A 17,285-nucleotide genomic window follows, 5' to 3' on the forward strand; every position below is an offset into this window, starting at 1 on the left:
GAAAGGTGGGAGATAAATGGATTAAAGCGAGCGATACAATCTTTAATAATAGCAACTGGAGGGCTATTTTTTGGCTGCTGCAGAAGTTCTTTATCGGAATAATGAGTCTTATATGCGCTATTTTACTGTATGTAACGCCGCTAGTATTTATCGTTACGCCCTTACTTCTTCGATATTTTAATAACTCTATCTATATATCCGTATAAACCTTTGTCTGAATGCGTTCATACTGAACAAACGTGTGAGTTGTTTGTAGCACCCAAGCTAACAAGGGAATACCAAAAAAGATAACCGTCATTACTAATGCAAATGTAATGCTGACCAGATAGAAACAAAAGTAAAAGAATCCGGATGCAAAGGTAAATAACAAGAAATAGAAATCTTGCAAAGTTTTTTGAGCTGATGCTTTCGTCATTAAAATCTCTCCTCCTCATTCATTGCTAATGCGGTAAAAGCTACTTTTTGATTCTAAGTATTTTTCTGTCACATACGGTAGTGTCAAAGTGTCATGGTTTGTATTTTTGTTACCCTTTATAAAAATGACAAAAGTTCACTATCGACTATGACTCGCCGCGCTTGCTACACTCTGTTCATACGTGGTACGGCCATCAGGAGAAGCTTATACGTATGACAACGTCTCATTTGCGCTCACAGGGTTAGCAGTAGAGAATGTTACTAGCTCCCCTTTCTCGAAATATATGGAAAAGAATATTTTTAAACCATTAGATATGAAATCTACAAGTATGAGCTTTACGTCTGATCCTCTCAAAAGACTGGCTATACCTTATGGTCCCACCGGCGATCCAAATATAAAACAGATTTCTTCCGTCTAATATAGTGGATTATTATTTTTATAATGGAAATGATAAGCATGCAAAAAACCGATTCTCTTTACACTAAAAAGAATCGGTTTCTAGTTTTATCCTCTAGATAACATTGGATAAAGGAATGAGGAAACTGAGATATTATCACTTGAGAGCATTAATTGTAACCTTGGCAGCCTGCGCAATCAGTTCATTATCATAGGTAGCATCTTTCTTATCTCGGCTGGACAGAATTGCGATGATAATAGGTGCTCTATTCGGTGGCCAAATGATGGCGATATCATTTCGTGTTCCGTAGCTACCGGCTCCAGATTTATCACCGACTTCCCAGTCTTTTGGTACGCCAGCGCGGATGAGTTTGTCTCCTGTAGCATTTCCACGCATCCAATCTGTAAGAATTTTACGTTTGTCAGCTGGGAGCGCATTTCCGACTGTGAAAGCCTTAAGATCGGTAGCAAGTGTTTTTGCTGTACTTGTATCACGAATGTCTCCCGGAATAGCTTCGTTCAAATCCGTCTCAAAGCGATTAGCCACGGTAACGTTATCACCAATCTGTCTAAGCGCTTTTTCAAAGCCTTTAGGTCCGTCTAGTTTCTTGAATAAAAGGTTCCCCGCAGTGTTATCACTATAACGAATAGCAGCCTCGCAAATTTCCCCAAGGGTCATCCCAGTGTCCACATGTTTCTCTGTGACTGGTGAATACGTAACTAAGTCATTTTTGGTATAGGTAATGACCTCGTTTAATTTGTCAATTGAGTTTTGCTGTAATACAGCTCCTGCCGCCAAAGCTTTGTAGGTAGATGCGTAAGCAAACCGTTTATTAGGTCGATAAGTTACTGTCTGGTTTGTACCAGTGTCGATAGCATAGACACCTAGTCGAGCGTCAAACTTTTTCTCAAGTTGAGCGAACTCTCGATGAGTCGCATGGTTTGCATGATTGGTTTGCTCTGTTTTTTCTTTTGCTTCAACTTGCAATGGTTCACCTATAAAGAATTTTACGCTTGCAAGGCTTAAACTTAGTATGCCAACACACACCCCTATTTTTAGCATCCTTGTACTTTTCAAAATGATCATTCCCTTCAGACTTTTAATATTTAAAACGGATGTTAAATTAGATACAATTGTATTGAATTTGAACATCAGTTTTTAAAATTACACTTAATAGACAATCTAAATAACAATATTGTTCCATATCTTTTAAAAAAATAATTTAACCTTAAGGTAAAATAGAACCTACATAGAGAAGGGGTTTATGTTACATACAAGAAGCTTTGAATTTTTTGAGCAAATAGTTGTAATTCATCAGATACAGAAATAGGCATGCAAAAGGAAATGATGACTAGTACAGCTGATTCCCCGTTAGGAAAGTATGGGCTTAGCATACATGCAACAAAATTGCCGGACGGTACCAAAGTATGGGGGCATGGTGGTGGTATTCCCGATTTACTAACTTTGCAGGTGGAACGGAAGATGGTCAACATGTCATTTCGATAAACATCAATGTACTAGGAGCAGAAAAACATATCAAGAATATTTCAGTCTCAGAGTTTGCAGGGAAAACCAAACAGGTAGTAACCAATTAAAAAATCCCAAGTGTCATAGCAGGCGGATTAAAGAAGGGTAAACGCTGGCCTTATGCAACAGGGACAGCGAGTTACGAGGTACCGCGCGCAGTAGAACCGAACCTTTCATTTCGTATTGGAAGCATCACGAAGACGTTCACAGCGTCCGTTATACTGCAGTTGGCTGAGGAGAAACAATTAAACCTTGATGATTCGGTTGAAAAATGGTTACCGGGGATCGTACAGGGTAATGGGTATGACGGTAACAAAATTACCATTCGTCAGCTATTGAATCATACAAGCGGGATTGCATCCTATACAGATTTGAATATGACGGAATGAGACCGAGATCTCTAATACTTGATCCTTTTGAATCGGCAGTTCATTCACTGCCTCATAATAGTTAAGACAGTTACCGCATTCACACATATCCTTTATATCTTTCTCATACTGCTTTCTCGTTTCTTCCACGTCGGCTTTTATCAACCAATCGCCGACTCGAATGGTTTCGTACATCATATCCCCCTAAAAATGAAAAACCCCGAGTCTTGTTTCGGCTCGGGATTTTCCATGTCCTATTTCTGTATCACCAGTTTACTCAATGTTTAGGAAAAATATCACAAATATTCTAAAAGTTAACAGAAAATTCACAAATTAATTGTCTTCCGGAAGCAGGCTCGTTTTTAACTCATCTGAGGAACGGTCCCATAGGCCCTGATCATGCTTTTTCAGAAATTCGCCTAGTACACGCTTCGAGCTGTCGTCCATTTTATCAACGATGATTTTCCGTTTCATGGATTTATCCATCAGATTCACATGCTCAGGCAGTGACTTGTAGCCTCTTCTGATGCTTCTGTCGACCGTCATTTCACAGGCTGTTACCCCTGCGTAATAAGGGCCCTCTTCTCTTCTGTCAATCGTCACCCACACAAGCCAGTATGGTTTTCCGTTCGGAACTTCTTCTTTATTCGGGAGAAATTTAATTCCTTTTTCAACGGTGCTGCGGGCATGCATGGCGCCGATGTCTACGAACGCTTCTTTTTCCTCTACATCGACGAACACGGGAGAAATGTTATCAAGGCTGAGTGCCCCTACGCCAAAACCGCCGTGTCCGTCTGTCGGATCACTTTTGATAATATTAAACCCGATTGATTTTTTCTTTTTTTCTTCCATGAAGTTCTACCTCCTACAAAAGCGGTTGAAATATCGCTGAAAACAGCTTTAAAATCGAATCTCTTCCTGCATTAAGCAGCGGCCACAGCACGTAAGATCCGAGCGGTGTCACAAACAAAACCAAAAACACGATAAAGCCGTAGTTCTCCGCTTGCGTCATTTTGGCACGCACGCCCGGCGGAACGAGATCTTCGATAATTCGATAGCCATCGAGCGGAGGAAGCGGCAGCAGATTAAATAAAAACAAGACAAGATTCAGCTGTATCCAAATAGAAAAAAACTGATCCAATCCCGTGCTGAATGCCGCAAGCATTTCCATTCCGTACGCATGCATCAACACTAACAAAAAGAAACCGATAAAGGCAAGAATCAGGTTACTGACAGGCCCGGCTATAGATACGAGCACACCGGCAAGCCGTGGTTTCTTAAAGAAGCGGCGATTAACAGGAATGGGACGCGCCCATCCAAAGCCGGCCACCAAAATCAAAATGGTACCGAACGGATCAAGGTGCTTGATAGGATTCAGCGTCAGTCTTCCTTGTTTTTTCGCCGTATCGTCACCAAATTTGTATGCGACATAAGCATGGGCAAGCTCATGCATCGTAAACGACACAATTAGCGTGATGACGAGGTATGGCATTAAAGATAACGGATAATATAAAAAACGGTCCAAGTGAGATATCCCTCTTTCTCAAAATGCAAGAATTTACTTTATTCAGTATACTATAAGAAGCCTCTTTTTCTAAAGAGAGGAAACGAGATAAAGGAGGATTCAGCACACATGCCATACGTAACTGTCAAAATGCTCGAAGGCCGTACAGACGAGCAAAAGCGCAATCTTGTTGAGAAAGTAACAGAAGCCGTAAAGGAAACAACCGGCGCTTCTGAAGAAAAAATTGTTGTCTTTATAGAAGAAATGAGAAAAGACCATTATGCCGTTGCAGGCAAACGCCTGAGCGATATGGAATAATCTCTATAAAGCCGGCGCTTCGCGCACCGGCTTTTTCTATCTCTATTGAGCCAGCTTCGCAATAATCGCCAAGAACGTCTTCTTCTCTTCGGCTGTTAAACGTTCAAACATCCCGTCAATCAGCTGCTGGCGGTTTTCGATCATTTGTTCAGCCGCTCCCCGGCCCGATTCAGAAAGCGTAATCCATACGGTACGGCGGTCATTATTATTTCTGGATCTCTCAATAAACCCTTCCTGCTCTAAATGATTCAGAGCTGTAGTCGTGGCAGAGGGAGACAGTGTGACCTCCTTCAAAATATCCTTTATGGTGCAGCTCCCATGTCTGTATATGATCCGCAGAATAAATCCTCTTACATTATTCACGTGTTTCGGAACGGTGGCTTCATCTAATTGCTTCGTGCTTTTCAAATATTTTGTAAGTGCGTGATCCAGCAAATTTGCTTCCAGTTTGTCATGGTCCATGTCAATTTCCCCATTTCGAGATGCATTCATAACATACGAACGATATGATTTACTTATTATTTTACTGATTCCGAATAGGGAAAGTCAAAAAAGCAAAATGTGAATTCACAGCTTTTATCCTACATGCCTCGATTTTCCACCTGTTTCACAAGCTTATCTTTGAATGTCTGAAAAGAAACGTGTTCATTCTGCTGATGTCCGAATTGGCGGACGTTTACCGCATTCTCCTGCTCCTCATGATCTCCAAGCACCAGCACGTACGGGATTTTCTGCATCTGCGATTCTCTGATTTTATAGCCGAGCTTCTCATTGCGCTCATCAATGCCGGCTCTTATCCCCGCCTGCTTCAGCTTCGCCTGCACCTTTCTGCAATAATCCAAGTGTACGTGCGAAACCGGTATGATTTGAACCTGGATCGGTGCGAGCCAGACTGGAAAAGCCCCGCCGTAATGCTCAATCAAAATACCGAAGAAACGGTCAATCGAGCCGAAAACCGCTCTGTGGATGACAACGGGACGAACCTTTTCATTGTGTTCGTTGATATATGCTAAATCAAATTTTTCCGGCATTTGAAAATCAAGCTGAATTGTCGCACATTGGTGGCTCCGTTTTAGGGCATCTTTTATGTGGAAATCAATTTTTGGCCCGTAAAACGCCCCATCGCCTTCATTGATCTCATAAGAGAGGCCAAGCTCCTCAAGGACGCGTGCTAAGGCACGCTCCGACGCTTCCCAAAGGCTGTCATCGCCTAATGAATCCTCCGGGCGAGTCGAAAGCTCAACTGAATACTCGAAACCAAATGTCCGATATACCTCATCAATCAGCCGAATCGCTTCTTTGATCTCACTCTCAATCTGATCCTCCCGAACGAAAATATGGGCGTCATCCTGACAGAACGTCCGAACGCGAAGCATTCCGTTTAAAGCCCCGCTGTATTCATGGCGATGCACCTGTCCGAATTCCGCCATGCGAATCGGCAGATCCCGATAAGAATACAGGCTGTTTTTAAAGATGAGCATATGGCCGGGACAATTCATCGGCTTCATTGCAAACCTTGTATCATCTACTTCTGAGAAGTACATATTGTCGCGATAATGATCCCAATGGCCTGACTGCTCCCATAACCGCTGATTCATCATAAACGGCGTACGCACCTCATCGTAGCCGGCATTTGTTTGCAGTTCACGCGAGAAGCGTTCCAGCTCATTGCGGACAATCTGCCCTTTCGGCAAATAAAACGGCATCCCAGGCGCTTCTTCAGAAAACATAAACAGCCCTAACTGTTTGCCGAGCTTGCGATGGTCTCGTTTTGCCGCTTCTTCCAGCATATGCAGGTGCGCATCCAAATCTTTTTTCTTTTGAAACGCAACCCCGTACACCCGCTGCAGGACTTCATTTTTGCTGTCTCCCCGCCAATAAGCGCCTGATACTCTTGTCAGTTTGAACGCCTTGATCATTCCTGTAGAAGGAAGATGCGGCCCGCGGCACAGGTCAATGAATTCTCCTTGCTGGTACAGCGTGATATCCTCCCCGTGCGGAATATCCTTTAAAATCTCAAGCTTGAGGCGCTCGTCTTTTTGTGCAAACAGCTCTTCAGCTTCTTCGTAAGAAACCTCTATACGTTTGATTTCAAGGTTCTCATTTATAATGTGTTTCATTTCTTTTTCGATAGCCTCTAAGTCTCCTGATCCCAAGCTTTTCTCCAGCTTCATGTCATAGTAGAAGCCGTCTTCAATCACAGGCCCTACCCCCAATGACACTTCGCCGTACAGCCGTTTTACTGCTTGAGCCAGCACGTGCGCTGATGTGTGGCGAAGCACCTGCAAGCCTTCTTGTGAATCGAGTGTGACAATCGAAAGCTCAGCATCCTCCTCCAGCTTGAAACTGAGATCAACAAGCTTGCCGTTGACCTGACCTGCAGCCGCCTTCTTTTGCAGACTGGAACTGATCGAACCAGCTGCTTCCTTGATTGTGATGCCTTTCGGATATTCCTTGATCTGTCCGTCCGGAAGCTGAATGTGTACATGTTTACTCATTTTAAAACACTCCTTATTCATTGTTGTATATAAAAAAACACACCCGTCCCGCAGATAGGGACGAGTGTGTGATTAACCCGTGGTTCCACCCAAGTTCCCGACAAACACGATGTTGTCGGCTCGGTGCTGTAACGCAGCATAGACGGCATTGGATACTTTAGTTCCCCAATGCTGCTCAAAGGCGGTAAATGATATTCCTAAGCTGGGAAGCTCTCACCTTTTCTTTCCTCTCTGAAAACCGTAAAAATCATTCATGTCCTTTTCATCGCATATATTCAATTCATAAAAAAACACACCCGTCCCGCAGATAGGGACGAGTGTGTGATTAACCCGTGGTTCCACCCAAGTTCCCGACAAACACGATGTTGTCGGCTCGGTGCTGTAACGCAGCATAGACGGCATTGGATACTTCAGTTCCCCAATGCTGCTCAAAGGCGGTAAATGATACTCCTAAGCTGGGAAGCTCTCACCTTTCCTTCCCTCTCTGAAAACCGTAACTATCATTCATGTCCTTTTCATTGCATGTATTTAATTCATAAAAAAAAACACACCCATCCCTCTAAAAGGGACGAATGTGTTGATCATCCGTGGTTCCACCCAAATTCCCGATCAATTCAATTACACATGGTGATCGGCTTGAAGATGCTGTAACGCAGCATGACGGTATCAGATACTTGTTTTCCCCGATACGGCTCAAAGGCGGTAAGCTGCTTTCTCTGCGTTAGGAAGATTTCAGCTGTCCTTCCCTCTCTGGAAACCGTAAAAAGCATCTCATGTCCTTATCAGTGCCTGTTGTTTCAATAATTTTTTATATCTTACTATATATTCCCACAAAGCGCAATCAGTGATTTACATTTTTTCTGACGCGGCAGTCCCGTTATGGGCAGCCAGAAACAGCCATACAAGCAATGCAGCGAGGCTGTACGCCGCCCCCATCATCAAAAATGTAAACCCGGCACCGGCGTACCAAGTGGCGGACAGATGAATGATCACCCCGGTTATCGCTACGCCGACCAAAGCTCCGATTTGCCGGTTTGCATTTAACGCCGCACCGGCAATGTTCGCATGCCTTTGCCCGGCAGCCTGCATGATCACAGTTGTCATGGCAGGAACTGTAATACCGGTACAGAGGTTCATGACAGACATCAAAACCGCCAGCTGCCAATAAGGAAAATCCGGAGAAATCAGCACAAACAACAGCAATGCAATGATACAGCTGACCGCCATTGAGACAAACATAAGCTGCCCGGCTTCAAATCGATTCGCCAGACGGGCGAACAGCAGATTGCCGATCACGAAGACCGCCATCATCGGCAGCAGCTCAACTCCGGCCATGAAGGAGTTTGCGCCTCCTGCTTCCTGCAAAAAAAGACTCATCATAAACATGCCGCCAAAAAGAGCAAAATTCAGCAAAAACCCGATAAATTGGGCCGCTGAGAAACGGCCGTTTTTATATAAGGACGCCGGCAGGATGGGTGTTTTCGCAGAAATTTCCCGCAGCAAAAACAGCACAAATGTCAAAATCGCTGCAGTACATGCTAGAAGAATCACGGGCGAGCGCCAGCCCGCTGAAGGCCCCTGTATCAATGCATAGGAAAGAAAGCCGAGAGCCATCATGCCAAGCAGATGCCCGGTGATGTTCACGCGGCCGGTTTTTCCCGGGACGCGGCTGAGAATTCGGTAAGCTGAAATGAGCGCGGCAGCCCCCAACGGCACATTGATCAGAAAAATACTCTGCCAGCCTGCCAACTGTACCAGCATACCCCCAATAAAAGGCCCAAGGGCTGAAGCAGCAGAAACAAGCGCGGCCCACAGTCCAAACATTCTCGCCCGCGCCCGTTCATCAGGGTAAGAGGCAGCCAAAAGACTGAGTGAGCTTGGCATAAACAAGGCTGCGCCAATTCCCTGTATAAGACGTCCGGCAATCAGCATCTGCCCATTAAAGGATGCAGCGCATAGACAAGAGGCGAGAACAAAAACAGCTAAACCCAGGATATAGATCGCCTTCGATCCGAAACGGTCGGCCAAGGCTCCGCCCGCCAGCAGAAGTGACGCAAAAGTAAGAATGTACCCGTCCACAACCCACGTTACACCTGAAAGTGACATTGAAAGAGTGTTTTTCATATCCGCCATCGCCACATTCACAACGGTTACATCAAGAGTAGCCATGAGAAAACCCAGAGCGAGCACGATCAGTACAGATATTCCTGTTGATGAATCTGTTTTGTGTAAAGATCCGCTGTTTTTCATTGCAATTGCCCTTTCATTTGCTCGTTTATCCAATCATCTATTTTTTCAAGATCATACAATTCCCCTACTCTGTCCATGACATGCTGCAAGGACTCTTCTTTCATGAGATTGGCCCATTTATCCTCGATTTCCGCCATGACTGTCTCCAGCACACAGTTTTCACCCTCGAATACAGATTGCAGCAGACCTTTTCCCTGATACATCGAACCTCTGCCTTCGACCGCTTGATAAATATCATAAAGCGTAATGTCCGCCAAAGGCTTCGTTAGGGTAAAACCGCCCTTCGTCCCTGGCAAGGATTCTGCCAAACCTGCTTGAACCAATGTTCTCATCAGCTTCTTCAAATAAGACGGAGACACGCGCAATCGCTGGCTTATTGCCTCTGACGTCAAAGAAGCCTGTACAGGCAGCCGTGACAGTAAAAGCAACACAGAAACCGCCTGCTCCATCCCGGATTTCATTTTCATCATACACACTCCCGATTCATTATGGATAACTATTATCCACAATAGATCCCTTAGCGGCTTTTGTCAATAAAAAAAGCAAAAGAAACGGTTCATTTCTTTTGCTTGGTATCCTTAACAAATCTGCTTCAGTTCCTCTATGTATTGAAGCGCTTCGTCATATTCTTCATTTGTATATTTTTGCTTGCTTTTGATTGTAAAGACTTTTTCTTTCTTTTCCTCATCCTCAAGCCCGTCAAAGTAAAGGATCGTGGAAACCAGCTCTAAAAACCGTGATGAACGGCTGTTTACACTGTCGATATAGCCTTTCATATCCGGCATGTTCAGATCAGCATGGTCTAAAAATGCGGAGCCTGTCTCAGTAAGCGAATACCGGTATTGAAAGTAGCCGCCCTTTTTTTCCTTCACCTCATGCAGAAATCCAAGGTTGCACAGCTCTTCAATCTGGAGCGTCAGTTCCTCTGAATATGGTCCGTAAAAGTGAAAATCATATTTCTCATAGAAAGGAAACTGCATTTTCTTGGCGATATAAATCATTTTCTGCAGCTTCTTTCGCCCGATGATTTCTCCAGAATCCGAGAACACCTTCATCAGTTTTGCATGTTCTTTCAACAAATTCCCGACATCTCCTTTTTCCTTCTTTCCAATTTCTATGTCAGTCCCAGCAGCTGCCGGATTTTCATTTTCGCTTCCGGATGTTTAGAGCCGTCACAAATCAAGTCCTTTGGATAGTACAGCTTGTGGTCCGTCCGCCGTTTACCGGAGATGGATTCCACAATAGCCGACTGCCTGGACAGCTCTTTAATTTGGCCGTTTTGCGTCAAGAGATGGATCGGCAGACGCTCCTCTTCCTCTCCCGGCCGGTAAAAATCGTATGGCAGATCTGAAGAAGAATCAACGACCAAATAATAGCTCGGATCGATCCCCGCCTCTTTGAACAATGACGTCAGCTCAAAATAAGCCGACATTTCTTCATTCGGATTGAATTCAACGTATTGGAACAGCTGGCGGTTAATGAATCTGCGGCACAAGTCGGATAAAATCGCGTCTTCTTCATCCTCCCAGGCCTGGAAGTAATACAAAATAATAGATTCATCCAGCTTTACATAATCCTCCAGTGTCAATTTCCCCTCAAAAATAGAATAAAAATGAACCGGAGCGTGAGTGAAGACATAGCCTTCATCATGCAGCTGCTTCGCCCTGTGAAGAATCTTCGTTAAAATGACCTCTGCACTTCTGGTCACAGGATGGAAGTAGACCTGCCAGTACATTTGGTAACGGCTCATGATATAGTCTTCGACAGCGTGCATTCCGCTTTCTTTAATGACGATCTGATCCTCGCGCGGCCGCATCACCCGAAGAATCCGCTCCATATCAAAATGGCCGTAGCTGACGCCCGTATAATAGGCGTCACGCTGCAGGTAATCCATCCGGTCTGCGTCAATTTGACTCGAAATGAGGCTGACCACTTGCTTGTTTTTATATGTTTTGGCAATGACTTCAGCAACATCCTGGGGGAAATCCGGGCTCACCTTTCTGAGCACCTGGTTAACCTCCGTGTCTCCCAAAATGATACCTCTTGTAAAATCTTCGTGGTCAAGGTGAAAGACCTTTTCAAATGAATGCGAGAACGGCCCGTGCCCGAGATCATGAAGCAGCGCCGCGGCCAAACAGAGTTCGCGCTCACTGTCATCCCATTCAGGGCGGCCTTTAAAGACGTCATCAACCATTCTCCTGACAATTTCATAGACACCGAGAGAATGGTTGAACCGGCTGTGCTCAGCCCCATGGAACGTCAAATAGGTCGTGCCGAGCTGCTTAATTCTGCGGAGACGCTGAAATTCACGGGTTCCGATCAAATCCCATATCAGCTTGTCCCGAACATGAACATAGCGGTGCACCGGATCTTTAAACACTTTTTCTTCTGATAATTTTCCATTTGGATACGCCATCGTCATTCCCTCTTTTTTTTAGCCGTGTTTCTATTATATCGACTCTATTCTTTGAAAACATCCTTGAATTTGCCCGGCGATTTGTTCCATCTTCATGAAAAACACATCTTGTGAAGCAAAAAAGCCTGACCTGAGGGCCGAGGCTAAGAAAAAATATGTTTTTACTTTTTTATTTTCTTTTTTACTTTGTCAATCAGCTCATCCTCTGTCGGAGCTGACAGCGGGCGATTGTTCACAAAAGCAAATGATTTTTTCCGTCCGGGCCCGCAATAAGATTGGCATCCTACCTCAACCTTTGCGTCCGGGTCCACTTCTTTCAAACGCGGCAGCAATGTTTTGATATTAGTGGCTTGGCAATCATCACACACTCGAAATTCATTAGCCATGACGTACGCTTCCCTTCATTTCTATGTTCATCTATGTGAATAACCTAAAATCACGTTTCAAAAAAATCACATCACTCTTCATTTTACAAGGATTCGACTGTTCCTGCAAGCCGCTCCATCCTTCGTATCTCCTATTCTTTCAGCCAATTTGTATAAATATTTTCCAACCTGGACATTCTAATACCATGAAAAGAAAAATGGGAGTTGAGATAAATGACAAAACAACGACAAGACGCTTGGTCAGAGGAAAACGATCTGCTTTTAGCTGAAACAGTGCTTCGGCATGTGAGAGAGGGCAGCACTCAATTGAATGCATTTGAAGAAGTCGGCGATAAATTAAACCGGACATCCGCAGCCTGCGGATTCAGATGGAACGCGGTGGTCCGCCATCAATATGAAAAAGCGCTTCAGCTTGCGAAGAAACAGCGAAAACAGCGGATGAGAGCGCTTGGAAAAGGGCAGCCTGCGAAAAAAAGACTATTATATCAGCCTCCTGCCGTTGATCCTGAAATCATTCAAGAAACCGCTGCAGAGGAACCAGTCAAAACGGATGCACCATCTGCCGAAAATGAGCAGCAGCCTTTAATGTCTGGCGAACATATGCCTTTTGTTGATGAAAGCTTTAAGGAAGAGTTAGCTAGTCTATCACACTTATTGTCTCCTCAAACGCCTGCAGCTGCGCCTGAGATGACGATGAATGATGTGATCCGCTTCCTGCAGAATTACGAAGGCAATAACGAGCAATCATCAGCATTAAAAATGGAAAATGAACGTTTAAAGAAAGAAAACCAGGAGTTGCAAAGCAAGACGGAGCAGCTTGAGGCAGAAGTTCAAAAGCTTGAAAAAGATCAAAAAACGATCCAAGAAGATTATGAAACCTTGGTGAGAATTATGAACAGAGCCAGAAAGCTAGTTTTATTTGAAGAAGATGAACATGCCTCTCCGTCCTTCAAAATGGACAGGAACGGCAATTTAGAAAAGTTAGCGGAATAACAAAGTGAAATCCCAAAACGAGCGGCTGTTTTGGGATTTTCGCCATGTGCAAAATCCCCTTTTCTATTGAGAAAAAAGGATTTCCTCATTTTGCAGCCGGATCAGCTATTCTTGTAAAATGAGGCCAAGCTTATGTGAATCTATTAAGACATGTGAGCTGCCTCGGCCGTTTTATGTTTCCGAGGCGCAGCAGAAATGACCAAAAGCCCCAGCATCATAAGTGCAATGCCAATCCACGAGGAAGGCGAAAGCATTTCTCCTATGAAAAACACGCCAAGCAATGAAGCAGTCAGAGGTTCGGCTAAAGACAGCGTGACCGCCGCCGAGGCCGGAACCCCGGTAAGCCCTTTCGCAAACAAAAAATATGCGGCACATGTTGCAATTAACCCGATGTAAAGGCTCGTTCCCAGTCCTCTAGGGGTCAATATCCACGAGATATCTGACTGCCATAGTAGCGGCGTCAGCAAGATGGCGCTGATCATAAAGACAACGGCGGAAGTCGCTCGCGGAGGCTGGGTTTTCATCATCGCTTTACTGATGAGCGTATAGCCCGCAAAAGAAGCACCTGCTCCAAGCGCCATAAGAACACCACCCACATCAATCCGAACATTGGAACTGTCGGAAAACAGAAGCCAGCAACCCGCTAAAGCCAGCACGGTCGCAATCCACCAGGAGTTTCGCGGGCGTTTCTTCAATACGGCCCACTCAAGGCTCCCGGCAATGATAGGCGCACTGCCGATGGCAATCACAGTTCCCACCGCAATTCCCGTTTCTTTAACAGCTGTGAAAAACAGCGGCTGGTAACATGCCATACAAACAACGGCTAAACATATGAGCGGCCATGACCAATTTTTCACGTGAAGCTCCCGGCTGATCCAAACCGCAAGCAGCATGGCGCTTCCTCCTATTAATAACCTGAACGCTCCAAATGCCAGCGGTGTGGCGCTTTCTGGAGCCAACGCCTGAACGGTTCCCGTGGTTCCCCAGAAAAAAGCCGCAATCAATACAAAAAGGCTGTAAATATTCCCTTTCATCTGCCTCTCCCCTTTAATATGGATGCTGATGTCATTTTATCGTTTTTCTATTTGTCACGGTTATCTGTATGTAAGAAGGATTTATCTGAAAATAAGATCTTTGGGGGTAAAATGCCGCTTGAGATAAAAAATGCATGCCGGCATATACAGCCGGCATGCGAAGAATGTTCACCCAAATACCTTTGCATTCCGCTCAGCCATCCGGACGAGGTTTTTCTCAAATTCCATTTCCTCGTCAATGGACAGTCCCGCTGCGTATAGATGGGTACTTAACGCTTTTAGTTCTGTCAGTAAAGCGAACATTAAATCTTGTACGGAGATGTCTGTTTGCAGAAGCTCACTTAAGGACGCCATCGTTTCCGGACGTATTTCCGGATAGACGCCTTTTTTATCATTTTCTTTATCCTTCAGCGCCGCTTTGTAGAATCGTCTGATCAAGTCGGCCCTTTCACTGCCGCTTTTATCCGCGCAGAGATAAATTTGAACAGCGACTCCGCCGCGAACGCGTCTCTGGGAGATGCCGGCGAACTTTTTGCCATTTATGCTAAGATCATAGCTGCCGGGACAATAAGACCCTTCAATTTCATAGGCTTCGATCTTTGCGTTGTACGGTTTCAGCATTCGTCTCATCAGCTCAACCATCGCTTCATATCCTTTGTCTATATCGATGCCTTTCTTTTCGTCCTCGAATATGAGAGAGATATTTAAAACACCTTCATCCAATACGACAGCAAGACCGCCGGAATTGCGTACGATCACACGGTATCCTTCACTCTCCAGCAAGGAAATGCCCTCCTGCAAAAATGGGAGGCGTGTATCCTGTATCCCGAGGACAATCGTATCGTGGTGCACCCATGAGCGCGCTGTCGCCGGCGACACGCCTTTTCCGACAGACATGCACAGCGTATCATCCATTGCGAAGGATTGCTTCGCATCAAATAAAGGGCCGAGACTGGATTGGTCAATGACTCTCCATTTCGGCTGCATCAGTAAATCAATCGGTTGGTTTGCCATCTATGTAAAACCCTTTCATGTTAGGCTTATGAACAAAAACTATTATATCATTTCAGTCGCTGCGATTGATAATTGCTTTTCAGCATCGTAATAAAAATTTCTTTGTTTTTGGTATTCTCCATGAGAGGAGAATGGATGTAAGACAGCTTGCGCTTTAACGAGAAATCTTTAATATGCAGAATTGAAATGTCGCGGTGAATCAAATCCTTATGGAGCACGCTTCTGGATAGAACCGAGAGTCCCATGCCGCTGATCACCGCTTCCTTTACACCTTGGTTGCTGCTGATGGTGAACATTGATTTCGGCCGAAGTCCATTTGAACTGAGCACATGATCGAGAAATTCTCTCGTCCCGGAGCCTTTCTCCCTTGTCACCCACGCTTCGTTTTGCAAGTCGCTGATTGAAATATCTCTTCGTCCGGCCAGCGGGTGCTGATTTGGAGCGGCAATGCACATTTCATCCTCCATGAACGGCTCAATTTCCAGCTCATTCTCGTTTGTATGTCCTTCGATCAGCCCGATATCAGCCTGAAGCATCCGCACACGCTCGCTGACCTCCTCTGTATTGCCAATCATGACATCGAGATTCAGCTCTGGATACAGCTTTTGCAGCTGGGCCAATAGCGGCGGAAGAATATACTCTCCGATTGTAAAGCTTGCAGCGATTTTCAATTCACCCTTCACATAGTGATGATGCGCATAGATTTCAGCCTTGGCTTGTTCGTAGAGAAACACCATTTGCTTTGCTCTTTGATATAAAATGTCTCCTGTCGGCGTTGTCGTAAAGTGTTTTGGCGACCTGTTCAGAAGAGCCGTTTGAAATTCTTTCTCAAGATTTTTGATATGCAGACTGACGCTGGGCTGGGAGATCATCAGCTTTTCCGCCGCTTTTGTGAAGTTTTTTTCTTCTACCACCGCTATAAATGTTTTCAGCACGTCGTAATACAAAAACCCCACCCCTGTCATTAATGAAATATATGGTTATGATTAGTTTTCTTTATTGTACTCATATCATCCGTCTTGGTAAAGAAGGCTATACGGAAGCGCAAAAAAGGCAGCCCTCAGTCGAGAGCTGCCATCGTCTTCATTTTTATTACAGTGCTTGCACCGCTGTAATTAATGCGAGATTGTAAACATCTTCAGCGTTACATCCTCTTGAAAGGTCGTTCACAGGCATATTTAAGCCTTGCAGGATTGGTCCTACCGCTTCAAAGTTGCCCAATCGCTGAGCGATTTTATAGCCGATGTTTCCTGCTTCAAGGCTTGGGAATACGAATACGTTAGCGTCCCCTTTGATATCAGAATCCGGCGCTTTTTTCTCAGCTACAGATGGAACAAATGCGGCATCAAATTGGAATTCGCCGTCAAGTGTCAGTTCAGGCGCTTTTTCTTTCGCGATTTTCACAGCATCCGCTACTTTTTCTGTTTCATCAGATTTTGCTGAGCCTTTTGTAGAGAAGCTGAGCATTGCCACGCGAGGCTCAATGTCGAACATTTTTGCCGTGTTGGCACTTTCAATCGCAATCTCGGCAAGATCTTGGCTGTCAGGCGCAATGTTGATCGCGCAATCTGCGAATACGTATTGCTCTTCTCCGCGAGCCATGATGAACACGCCGGAAGTCTTTTTCACGCCTTCTTTTGTTTTGATGATTTGAAGAGCCGGGCGGACAGTGTCAGCAGTTGAGTGAGCCGCTCCGCTTACGAGTCCGTCTGCAAGGCCTTTATACACCAGCATTGTACCGAAGTAGTTCTCGTCTAATAATGCTTTACGAGCCTGTTCTTCTGTCGCTTTGCCTTTGCGGCGTTCTACGAATGCTTGTACAAGGTCTTCCATGCCTTCATATGTATGAGGATCATAAATCTTAACGCCGTCCAGCGTAAGATTCAATTCTTTTGCTTTTGCTTGGATCTCATTTTCATTGCCGATCACAATCGGATTCAGCACTTTGTTTCCTGCAAGCTTGCTGACCGCTTCTAAAATACGCTCGTCTAAGCCTTCAGGAAATACAATTTTAACGTCTTTTCCAGCTACCTTTTCTTGCACTGTTGAAAATAAATCTGCCACAATAAAACCTCCTCAAAAAGTTACAAAAACGCTTTCTTTTACTAGCATACTCTTCTTCCAATCAAATTCAAACAGCCAACTTTCATTATAGCGCTTTCATA

Annotated in this window: 17 protein-coding genes, 4 pseudogenes and 3 other annotated features; of the genes and pseudogenes, 5 read left to right on the forward strand and 16 right to left on the reverse strand. The window is 44.7% G+C overall.

Going from position 1 to position 17,285, the window contains the following annotated elements; translation table 11 throughout:
- Window positions 1-197: pseudogene (locus tag C1T29_RS24955) on the forward strand (hypothetical protein); the annotation flags it as partial.
- Here the strand turns inward: C1T29_RS24955 and C1T29_RS22590 are convergent.
- A pseudogene (locus tag C1T29_RS22590) lies at window positions 194-415 on the reverse strand (sensor domain-containing protein); the annotation flags it as partial. The pseudogenes C1T29_RS24955 and C1T29_RS22590 overlap by 4 nt on opposite strands.
- Before the next feature lie 181 nt (window positions 416-596).
- On the opposite strand from C1T29_RS22590, the pseudogene C1T29_RS22595 reads away from it, so the two are divergent.
- Window positions 597-806, forward strand: a pseudogene (locus C1T29_RS22595) (serine hydrolase); the annotation flags it as partial.
- A gap of 162 nt (window positions 807-968) precedes the next feature.
- Here C1T29_RS22595 and bla read toward each other — a convergent pair.
- On the reverse strand, window positions 969-1,907 hold the full coding sequence (gene bla / locus C1T29_RS22600; protein WP_103749372.1) for a class A beta-lactamase: 939 nt from the start codon (window positions 1,905-1,907) through the stop codon (window positions 969-971).
- Between the two features lie 237 nt (window positions 1,908-2,144).
- Here bla and C1T29_RS22605 point away from each other — a divergent pair.
- A pseudogene (locus tag C1T29_RS22605) lies at window positions 2,145-2,698 on the forward strand (serine hydrolase domain-containing protein); the annotation flags it as partial.
- Here C1T29_RS22605 and C1T29_RS22610 read toward each other — a convergent pair.
- From C1T29_RS22610 to C1T29_RS22620, 3 genes are all read right to left on the reverse strand, one after another.
- Window positions 2,672-2,902, reverse strand: coding sequence for a hypothetical protein (locus C1T29_RS22610; RefSeq protein ID WP_103749248.1), 231 nt, complete (start codon window positions 2,900-2,902; stop codon window positions 2,672-2,674). The pseudogene C1T29_RS22605 and the gene C1T29_RS22610 overlap by 27 nt on opposite strands.
- 138 nt (window positions 2,903-3,040) lie before the next feature.
- A complete protein-coding gene (locus C1T29_RS22615; RefSeq protein WP_015714898.1) occupies window positions 3,041-3,559 on the reverse strand; it encodes a YwhD family protein in 519 nt (172 codons plus the stop codon).
- A 13-nt stretch (window positions 3,560-3,572) separates the two neighbouring features.
- Window positions 3,573-4,232 (reverse strand): site-2 protease family protein, encoded by a 660-nt coding sequence (locus C1T29_RS22620; RefSeq protein ID WP_014665778.1) that lies wholly within the window; start codon window positions 4,230-4,232, stop codon window positions 3,573-3,575.
- Window positions 4,233-4,340: 108 nt separating this feature from the next.
- Here C1T29_RS22620 and C1T29_RS22625 point away from each other — a divergent pair, with 108 nt between their 5' ends.
- Entirely contained in the window at window positions 4,341-4,529 is a 189-nt protein-coding gene (locus C1T29_RS22625; RefSeq protein ID WP_003222038.1) for a 2-hydroxymuconate tautomerase, read from the forward strand.
- A gap of 42 nt (window positions 4,530-4,571) precedes the next feature.
- Here C1T29_RS22625 and C1T29_RS22630 read toward each other — a convergent pair whose 3' ends face one another.
- The 7 genes from C1T29_RS22630 to C1T29_RS22660 form a co-directional block, all read right to left on the reverse strand.
- Window positions 4,572-4,991 (reverse strand): MarR family transcriptional regulator, encoded by a 420-nt coding sequence (locus C1T29_RS22630; protein WP_003242889.1) that lies wholly within the window; start codon window positions 4,989-4,991, stop codon window positions 4,572-4,574.
- Between the two features lie 119 nt (window positions 4,992-5,110).
- Window positions 5,111-7,027, reverse strand: coding sequence for a threonine--tRNA ligase (thrS, locus tag C1T29_RS22635; protein ID WP_103749247.1), 1,917 nt, complete (start codon window positions 7,025-7,027; stop codon window positions 5,111-5,113).
- A gap of 53 nt (window positions 7,028-7,080) precedes the next feature.
- Window positions 7,081-7,302, reverse strand: a binding site (T-box leader).
- Window positions 7,303-7,333: 31 nt separating this feature from the next.
- Window positions 7,334-7,555, reverse strand: a binding site (T-box leader).
- Between the two features lie 33 nt (window positions 7,556-7,588).
- Window positions 7,589-7,822, reverse strand: a binding site (T-box leader).
- 54 nt (window positions 7,823-7,876) lie between these two features.
- Window positions 7,877-9,277 (reverse strand): MFS transporter, encoded by a 1,401-nt coding sequence (locus C1T29_RS22640; protein WP_095431141.1) that lies wholly within the window; start codon window positions 9,275-9,277, stop codon window positions 7,877-7,879.
- Window positions 9,274-9,744, reverse strand: coding sequence for an Rrf2 family transcriptional regulator (locus tag C1T29_RS22645; protein ID WP_095431140.1), 471 nt, complete (start codon window positions 9,742-9,744; stop codon window positions 9,274-9,276). The genes C1T29_RS22640 and C1T29_RS22645 overlap by 4 nt, the downstream gene beginning before the upstream one ends.
- Before the next feature lie 111 nt (window positions 9,745-9,855).
- Complete coding sequence (locus C1T29_RS22650; RefSeq protein ID WP_040081509.1) at window positions 9,856-10,356, reverse strand: YwgA family protein; 501 nt, start codon at window positions 10,354-10,356, stop codon at window positions 9,856-9,858.
- A gap of 35 nt (window positions 10,357-10,391) precedes the next feature.
- Window positions 10,392-11,693 carry an HD domain-containing protein gene (locus C1T29_RS22655; RefSeq protein WP_014665786.1) on the reverse strand — a complete coding sequence of 434 codons (1,302 nt, stop codon included), beginning with the start codon at window positions 11,691-11,693 and terminating at the stop codon, window positions 10,392-10,394.
- Between the two features lie 161 nt (window positions 11,694-11,854).
- The gene (locus tag C1T29_RS22660) at window positions 11,855-12,079 is read right to left on the reverse strand and encodes a YuzB family protein (protein ID WP_003222050.1); all 225 of its coding nucleotides are present in this window, start codon (window positions 12,077-12,079) and stop codon (window positions 11,855-11,857) included.
- Between the two features lie 213 nt (window positions 12,080-12,292).
- On the opposite strand from C1T29_RS22660, the gene rsfA reads away from it, so the two are divergent.
- On the forward strand, window positions 12,293-13,072 hold the full coding sequence (gene rsfA, locus C1T29_RS22665; protein ID WP_071581886.1) for a prespore-specific transcription regulator RsfA: 780 nt from the start codon (window positions 12,293-12,295) through the stop codon (window positions 13,070-13,072).
- A 143-nt stretch (window positions 13,073-13,215) separates the two neighbouring features.
- Here the strand turns inward: rsfA and C1T29_RS22670 are convergent, their stop codons facing one another.
- From C1T29_RS22670 to pta, 4 genes are all read right to left on the reverse strand, one after another.
- Entirely contained in the window at window positions 13,216-14,106 is an 891-nt protein-coding gene (locus C1T29_RS22670; RefSeq protein ID WP_103749245.1) for a carboxylate/amino acid/amine transporter, read from the reverse strand.
- Window positions 14,107-14,274: 168 nt separating this feature from the next.
- Window positions 14,275-15,120, reverse strand: coding sequence for an octanoyl-[GcvH]:protein N-octanoyltransferase (gene ywfL, locus C1T29_RS22675; RefSeq protein WP_103749244.1), 846 nt, complete (start codon window positions 15,118-15,120; stop codon window positions 14,275-14,277).
- A 47-nt stretch (window positions 15,121-15,167) separates the two neighbouring features.
- A complete protein-coding gene (cysL, locus tag C1T29_RS22680) occupies window positions 15,168-16,067 on the reverse strand; it encodes a cysJI operon transcriptional regulator CysL (RefSeq protein ID WP_014665792.1) in 900 nt (299 codons plus the stop codon).
- Between the two features lie 145 nt (window positions 16,068-16,212).
- Window positions 16,213-17,184 (reverse strand): phosphate acetyltransferase, encoded by a 972-nt coding sequence (gene pta, locus C1T29_RS22685; RefSeq protein WP_071581883.1) that lies wholly within the window; start codon window positions 17,182-17,184, stop codon window positions 16,213-16,215.
- Window positions 17,185-17,285: the final 101 nt, after the last annotated feature.

This window comes from Bacillus sp. MBGLi79 (genome assembly GCF_002953915.1).

Bases quoted from the DNA above. Each gene is read 5' to 3' on its own strand.
- rsfA (WP_071581886.1), top strand. From the start codon at position 12,293: ATGACAAAACAACGACAAGACGCTTGGTCAGAGGAAAACGATCTGCTT.
- C1T29_RS22615 (WP_015714898.1), bottom strand. From the start codon at position 3,559: ATGGAAGAAAAAAAGAAAAAATCAATCGGGTTTAATATTATCAAAAGT.
- C1T29_RS22610 (WP_103749248.1), bottom strand. From the start codon at position 2,902: ATGTACGAAACCATTCGAGTCGGCGATTGGTTGATAAAAGCCGACGTG.
- C1T29_RS22630 (WP_003242889.1), bottom strand. From the start codon at position 4,991: ATGGACCATGACAAACTGGAAGCAAATTTGCTGGATCACGCACTTACA.
- C1T29_RS22670 (WP_103749245.1), bottom strand. From the start codon at position 14,106: ATGAAAGGGAATATTTACAGCCTTTTTGTATTGATTGCGGCTTTTTTC.
- C1T29_RS22640 (WP_095431141.1), bottom strand. From the start codon at position 9,277: ATGAAAAACAGCGGATCTTTACACAAAACAGATTCATCAACAGGAATA.
- C1T29_RS22655 (WP_014665786.1), bottom strand. From the start codon at position 11,693: ATGGCGTATCCAAATGGAAAATTATCAGAAGAAAAAGTGTTTAAAGAT.
- ywfL (WP_103749244.1), bottom strand. From the start codon at position 15,120: ATGGCAAACCAACCGATTGATTTACTGATGCAGCCGAAATGGAGAGTC.
- thrS (WP_103749247.1), bottom strand. From the start codon at position 7,027: ATGAGTAAACATGTACACATTCAGCTTCCGGACGGACAGATCAAGGAA.
- C1T29_RS22625 (WP_003222038.1), top strand. From the start codon at position 4,341: ATGCCATACGTAACTGTCAAAATGCTCGAAGGCCGTACAGACGAGCAA.
- C1T29_RS22645 (WP_095431140.1), bottom strand. From the start codon at position 9,744: ATGAAAATGAAATCCGGGATGGAGCAGGCGGTTTCTGTGTTGCTTTTA.
- C1T29_RS22660 (WP_003222050.1), bottom strand. From the start codon at position 12,079: ATGGCTAATGAATTTCGAGTGTGTGATGATTGCCAAGCCACTAATATC.